Source organism: Stenotrophomonas sp. STEN054 (assembly GCF_056854535.1).
On sequence record NZ_JBXFWG010000018.1, the window covers coordinates 68,179 to 74,369 of the forward strand.

Annotated in this window: 5 protein-coding genes; all 5 read left to right on the plus strand. The window is 65.5% G+C overall.

Features of this window, described 5'->3' with window-relative positions:
* Nucleotides 1-181 precede the first annotated feature (181 nt).
* The 5 genes from queA to secF all read left to right on the plus strand — a co-directional run bounded on the left by queA (nucleotide 182) and on the right by secF (nucleotide 5,974).
* The gene (gene queA / locus AC1VXD_RS09615; RefSeq protein ID WP_200753275.1) at nucleotides 182-1,249 is read left to right on the plus strand and encodes a tRNA preQ1(34) S-adenosylmethionine ribosyltransferase-isomerase QueA; all 1,068 of its coding nucleotides are present in this window, start codon (nucleotides 182-184) and stop codon (nucleotides 1,247-1,249) included.
* A 199-nt stretch (nucleotides 1,250-1,448) separates the two neighbouring features.
* Nucleotides 1,449-2,579 carry a tRNA guanosine(34) transglycosylase Tgt gene (gene tgt / locus AC1VXD_RS09620; protein ID WP_482991863.1) on the plus strand — a complete coding sequence of 377 codons (1,131 nt, stop codon included), beginning with the start codon at nucleotides 1,449-1,451 and terminating at the stop codon, nucleotides 2,577-2,579.
* Between the two features lie 136 nt (nucleotides 2,580-2,715).
* Nucleotides 2,716-3,060, plus strand: coding sequence for a preprotein translocase subunit YajC (gene yajC / locus AC1VXD_RS09625; protein WP_057498089.1), 345 nt, complete (start codon nucleotides 2,716-2,718; stop codon nucleotides 3,058-3,060).
* Nucleotides 3,061-3,121: 61 nt separating this feature from the next.
* The gene (secD, locus tag AC1VXD_RS09630; RefSeq protein WP_482991864.1) at nucleotides 3,122-4,978 is read left to right on the plus strand and encodes a protein translocase subunit SecD; all 1,857 of its coding nucleotides are present in this window, start codon (nucleotides 3,122-3,124) and stop codon (nucleotides 4,976-4,978) included.
* Between the two features lie 15 nt (nucleotides 4,979-4,993).
* On the plus strand, nucleotides 4,994-5,974 hold the full coding sequence (gene secF, locus AC1VXD_RS09635) for a protein translocase subunit SecF (protein WP_482991865.1): 981 nt from the start codon (nucleotides 4,994-4,996) through the stop codon (nucleotides 5,972-5,974).
* The last annotated feature ends 217 nt before the right edge of the window (nucleotides 5,975-6,191 follow it).

Genomic DNA, 6,191 nt, shown 5'->3' on the forward strand with positions numbered 1-6,191 from the left:
GGGCCTTCAAAAGCAAAACGCGCGTCATCACGCGCGCTTGGGGCGGACTCGTGCTGCGGACTTCCTTCCCGATGCTAGCACTTGTTTTTTTGCGCGATAACCCCGCAGAAACCTGCTGCATAGCAGCATATTGCCCGACGTTCGGCACGAAGCACGCCGGCTCGCAGGCGCTGGACGTACAATGCGCGCCATTGTCGACCTGTTGCCGATCACTGCCTTGAAGAAGTCCGATTTTCACTACGACCTGCCGGCCGAACTGATTGCCCAGGCGCCTCTGGCCGAACGCTCGGCCAGCCGCCTGATGCTGGTGCCGCCGGCACCGGCTGCCTTCACCGATGTACAGGTGCGCGATCTGCCGTCGCTGCTGCAGCCAGGCGACCTGATGGTGTTCAACGACACCCGGGTGATCCCGGCGCGCCTGTTCGGGCAGAAGGCCAGTGGTGGCCGCGTGGAGATCCTGATCGAGCGCCTGCTCGGCGCCCAGCAGGCCCGTGCCCAGGTCGGTGCCAGCAAGTCGCCCAAGGCCGGCAGCCGCATCGCCCTGGATGCCGGTGGCGAGGCCGAGGTGCTGGGCCGCGACGGAGAGTTCTACGTACTGCAGTTCCACGTGCCCGAATCGCTGGAACAGTGGCTGCTGCACGCCGGCCGCCTGCCATTGCCGCCGTACATCCAGCGCGAGCCGGGCCTGGACGACCGTGAGCGCTACCAGACCGTGTTCGCCCGCGAAGTGGGCGCGGTGGCCGCGCCGACGGCGGGCCTGCACTTCGACGAACCGCTGCTGGCCGCGCTGAAGGCCAAGGGCGTGGACTTCGGCCATGTCACCCTGCATGTCGGCGCCGGCACCTTCCAGCCGGTGCGCGCCGATGATCTGAAGGACCACGTGATGCACCGCGAGTGGTTGAACGTGGGTGCCGAGCTGGTCCAGCAGGTGCGGCGTACCCGTGAAGCGGGTGGCCGGGTGATCGGCGTGGGCACCACTGTGGTGCGCGCGCTGGAAAGCGCGATGCGTGACGGCGAGCTGCTGCCATTCGCCGGCGAAACCCAGATCTTCATCACCCCGGGCTACCGCATCCGCAGCGTCGACGCGATGGTGACCAACTTCCACCTGCCGGAAAGCACGCTGTTGATGATGATCTCCGCGTTCGCCGGCAAGGACCGCGTGTTCGAGGCCTACCAGCACGCGATCGAGCAGCGCTACCGCTTCTTCAGCTACGGCGACGCGATGCTGCTGTTCCCGCAGGCGGGCTGAGGTCGCGCTTCATCCACGCATGTCATCCACGCATGGCGTGGATCTACTGCGGTCCAGTAGATCCATGCCATGCGTGGATGAATCCGGTATCCCCGGCCATCTCCGGCAGACCTCGTCGCCGGGCATGGCCCGGCGCTACCGGAGCAGGGAAGGCGGTTTTGGGAGACAATAGGCAACTATTTGCCTGAACGACCGCTCCATGTCCCGATTGCAGTTCCAGCTCCAGACCCGCGACGGCCGTGCCCGCCGTGGCCGCCTGACCTTCCCGCGTGGCACGGTGGAAACGCCGGCCTTCATGCCGGTGGGAACCTATGGCTCGGTCAAGGGCATCCTGCCGGACCAGGTGCGCGCGCTGGGTGCCGAGATCATCCTCGGCAACACCTTCCACCTGTACCTGCGGCCGGGCCTGGACATCATCGCCGACCACGGCGGCCTGCACGGCTTCTGCCAGTGGGACGGCCCGATCCTGACCGACTCCGGCGGCTTCCAGGTGTTCTCGCTGGCCCACCGCCGCAAGATCACCGAGCAGGGCGTGACCTTCGCCTCGCCCACCGACGGTGCCCGCGTGTTCCTGGGCCCGGAGGAGAGCATGAAGATCCAGCAGGTGCTCGATTCGGACGTGGTGATGATCTTCGATGAGTGCACCCCGTACCCGGCCACCGAGGATGTCGCCCGCCGTTCGATGGAACTGAGCCTGCGCTGGGCGCAGCGCAGCCGCAACGCGCATGACGAGCTGGGCAATGACGCGGCGCTGTTCGGCATCGTCCAGGGCGGCGTGCATACCGACCTGCGCAGCCGCTCGGCCGAGGCCCTGCAGGCGATCGGCTTCGACGGTTACGCCATCGGCGGCCTGGCCGTGGGCGAGCCGGAGCACGAGCGCAACGCCATGCTCGACCACCTGGACCCGGAGCTGCCGGGCGACCGCCCGCGCTACCTGATGGGCGTGGGCCGGCCGGAAGACCTGGTCGAGGGCGTGGCGCGTGGCGTGGACATGTTTGATTGCGTGATGCCGACCCGCAATGCCCGCAACGGCCACTATTTCACCTCGTTCGGCACCGTACGCATCCGTAACTCGCAGTATGCGCGCGACATGGACCCGATCGAGCCGGGATGCGGCTGCGTGGCCTGCAGTGGCGGCTACACCCGCTCGTACCTGCGCCACCTGGACCGCTGCAACGAGATGCTGGCACCAATGCTGGGCACCCTGCACAACCTGTTCTACTACGAGAAACTGATGGCCGACATCCGCGCGGCCATCGAGGCGGGAACCTTCCAGGCCTTCCGCGAGTCCTTCTACGCAGCACGCGGGGCGGTTGCGCCGCCCTTGTAACACCGCCGCACCCCTGCCGAACGGCCCAAGGACGAACGTCCGGGGCCGTGGCATACTTCAAGGCTGACCCAGATCCGCGGTCGACACCCTGCGCCCGTCAAACGGGCCTGAGCGCCGCCCAACCAAAGGACCAACGATGAACCTGCTTGCTTTCCTGATTCCCGCCGCCCATGCCCAGGCCGCCGGCGGCCAACCGCAGGGCATGGGCCTGACCACGCTGCTGTTCCCGATCATCCTGATCGCCATCATGTACTTCCTGATGATCCGCCCGCAGATGAAGCGGCAGAAGGAGCACAAGGCCATGCTGGAGAAGATCAAGCGCGGTGACGAAGTGCTGACCAACGGCGGCATCGCCGGCGTGGTCACCGACATCGGCGACAACTTCATCACCATCGAAGTGGCTGACAACGTGCGCATCCGCGTGCAGAAGGGCGCTGTCGGCAACGTGCTGCCGGCCGGTACCCTGAAGTCGGCCCAGTAAGCCACTCCCTTTCCGATGCACAACCGCGGCGCCGGGGATGGCGCCGCGCGGGACCCAAGCAATGCTCGAATTTCCACGCTGGAAGTACGTCGTCATCCTGATCGTACTGGCGCTCAGTACCCTGTATGCGCTGCCCAACATCTACCAGAAGGACCCGGCCGTCCAGATCACTGCCAACCGTGGCGGTACGGTCGACGACGCGCTGCGCGACCGTGTGCTGGCTGACCTGAAGAAGGCCGGTGTGACCACGATTGGTGCAGAGAAGGAAGGCGACAGCCTGATCGTCCGCCTGGCCGACCTGAAGTCGCAGTCCGCAGCCAGTGACGCGCTGCGTGACACCGTCGGCGAAAACTACACCGTGGCCCTGAACCTGGCCTCGACCGTGCCGGACTGGCTGGCCAACCTCGGCGGTCGTCCGATGGTGCTGGGCCTGGACCTGCAGGGCGGCGTGCACTTCGTGCTGCAGGTCGACCAGAAGGCTGCGCTGGACAAGCGCCTGGATGCCTACACCGAAGACGTGCGCAGCACCCTGCGTGACGCGCGCATTCCGTACCAGTCGGTCGAACGCCGCGCTGACAACACCATCGTGGCCAACCTCAGCCCGTCGGCCGGTGACGATGCCGCTGCCAACGCCCGCACGGCGCTGGTCAAGTCGCAGCCGACCCTGGGTTACGACGTCAGCGGCAGCCGCATCACGGTGACCATCCCGGACACCGAGATCTCGCAGATCGCCAACGGCGCCATCGAGCAGAACATCAACACCCTGCGCAACCGCGTGAACCAGCTCGGCGTGGCCGAGCCGATCATCCAGCGCCAGGGTGCCGACCGCGTGGTCGTGCAGCTTCCGGGCGTGCAGGACACTGCCGAAGCCAAGCGCATGATCGGTGCCACCGCCACCTTGGAATACCGTGCGGTGGTCGAGGGCAATGCGCAGGACGCGATCGCCTCCGGTCGCATCCCGCCGGAAGCCAAGGTCTACCAGCAGCGTGATGGCCGTGGCCCGATCCTGTTGAACAAGCGCGTGATCGTCACCGGCGACCAGATGGTTGGCGCACAGGCGGTCACCGACACCAACAGTGGCGCCCCGGCGGTCAGCGTCACGCTGAACAACGTCGGCGGCCAGCGCATGTTCGACTTCACCAGCGCCAACGTGAACAAGCCGATGGCCGTGGTGTACACCGAGCGCGTGCCGACCGTGACCGTCGTTGACGGCCAGGAAGTGCGTGGCTTCAAGGTCAACGAGGAAGTGATCTCGGTGGCCAACATCAACGGTGTGTTCGGCAAGAACTTCCAGACCACCGGCCTGCAGAAGAAGGAAGCCGAGGACCTGGCCAAGCTGCTGAAGTCCGGCTCGCTGGCCGCGCCGATGGACTTCGTCGAAGAACGCGTGGTCGGCCCGAGCCTGGGTGCGGAGAACGTCAAGAACGGTATCACCGCGGTGGTCTACGCGTTCCTGTTCACCCTGGTGTTCTTCACCATCTACTACCGCATGTTCGGCCTGATCACCTCGCTGGCGATGCTGTTCAACCTGCTGATCGTGGTGGCGGTGATGTCGCTGTTCGGCGCGACCATGACCCTGCCTGGCTTCGCCGGCCTGGCGTTGTCGGTCGGCCTGTCGGTGGACGCCAACGTGCTGATCAACGAGCGTATCCGTGAAGAGCTGCGTGCCGGCGTGCCGGGCAAGACCGCGATCGTGACCGGTTACGAACGTGCATCGGGCACCATTCTTGACGCCAACCTGACCGGCCTGATCGTCGGTGTGGCCCTGTTCGCCTTCGGCACGGGTCCGCTGAAGGGCTTCGCCCTGACCATGATCATCGGTATTTTCGCCTCGATGTTCACTGCGATCACCGTGTCGCGCGCCCTGGCGACGCTGATCTATGGCCGTCGCAAGAAGCTCCAGAACGTGGCCATCTGACGGGACGACACGCACATGAAAATCTTTCCGCTGCACATCCTCCCGAACGACACCCAGATCGACTTCATGCGCTGGCGCCATGTCGCGATGGTCGTCACGATCATCGTGTTCCTGGCATCGATCGGCATCATCGGGTTCAAGGGTTTCAACTACGCCCTGGACTTCACCGGCGGCACCCTGATCGAAGCCCGCTTCGATCACGCGGTCGACGTCGAGCAGGTCCGCACCAAGCTCGAGGACAATGGTTTTGAAGGCGCCCAAGTGCAGAGCGTCGGTGGCAACACCGACCTGCTGATCCGCCTGGCCCCGCACGGTGAGCACGCCCCGGGTACCGGTGCGGCCGCCGCCGAGGACAAGGCCACCGCTGCGGCGGTGGTCAAGGCGCTGTCCACCGCCGACAACCAGGCAACCGTGCTGCGCAACGAATTCGTTGGCCCGCAGATCGGCAAGGACCTGGCGATGAACGGTCTGTACGCCACCATCTTCATGCTGGCCGGCTTCCTGATCTACATCGCGGTGCGCTTCGAATGGAAGTTCGCGGTCACCGCCAGCATCGTGGCGATGTTCGACCTGATCGTGACGGTGGCTTACGTGTCCCTGCTGGGCCGTGAGTTCGACCTGACCGTGCTGGCCGGCCTGTTGTCGGTGATGGGCTTTGCGATCAACGACATCATCGTGGTGTTCGACCGCGTGCGAGAGAACTTCCGTAGCCTGCGCGCCGAGCCGATGGAGGTGCTGAACCGTTCGATCAACCAGACGCTGTCGCGTACGGTGATCACCGCGGTGATGTTCTTCCTGTCAGCGCTGGCCCTGTACCTGTACGGCGGCAGCTCGATGGAAGGCCTGGCCGAGACGCACATGATCGGCGCGGTGATCGTGGTGCTGTCCTCGATCCTGGTGGCGGTCCCGATGCTGACCATTGGTGCGCTGCGCGTGAGCAAGCAGGATCTGCTGCCGAAGGCGAAGGACGTAGAGGCTCTGGCCCGTCGCCCGTAACCCCCGCTGCAGGCATTACACAGAGAACCCCGCGCAAGCGGGGTTTTTTGTGTTGCAGGGCTTGCAGCCCTGCACCTGCTGCAATCAACGTCAACGTCAAAAGCCTGCATTCCGTGGGATGGCGGGGCACTGTGGGTTTGCGGGGACGCCGTGAACCCATCCATGGGGGCTTGGTCGCCGCTTGCTCGTGTGCGCTGTCCTGCGCACACGGCAAGAC

Bases quoted from the DNA above. Each gene is read 5' to 3' on its own strand.
- queA (WP_200753275.1), top strand. From the start codon at position 182: ATGCGCGCCATTGTCGACCTGTTGCCGATCACTGCCTTGAAGAAGTCC.
- secD (WP_482991864.1), top strand. From the start codon at position 3,122: ATGCTCGAATTTCCACGCTGGAAGTACGTCGTCATCCTGATCGTACTG.
- yajC (WP_057498089.1), top strand. From the start codon at position 2,716: ATGAACCTGCTTGCTTTCCTGATTCCCGCCGCCCATGCCCAGGCCGCC.
- secF (WP_482991865.1), top strand. From the start codon at position 4,994: ATGAAAATCTTTCCGCTGCACATCCTCCCGAACGACACCCAGATCGAC.
- tgt (WP_482991863.1), top strand. From the start codon at position 1,449: ATGTCCCGATTGCAGTTCCAGCTCCAGACCCGCGACGGCCGTGCCCGC.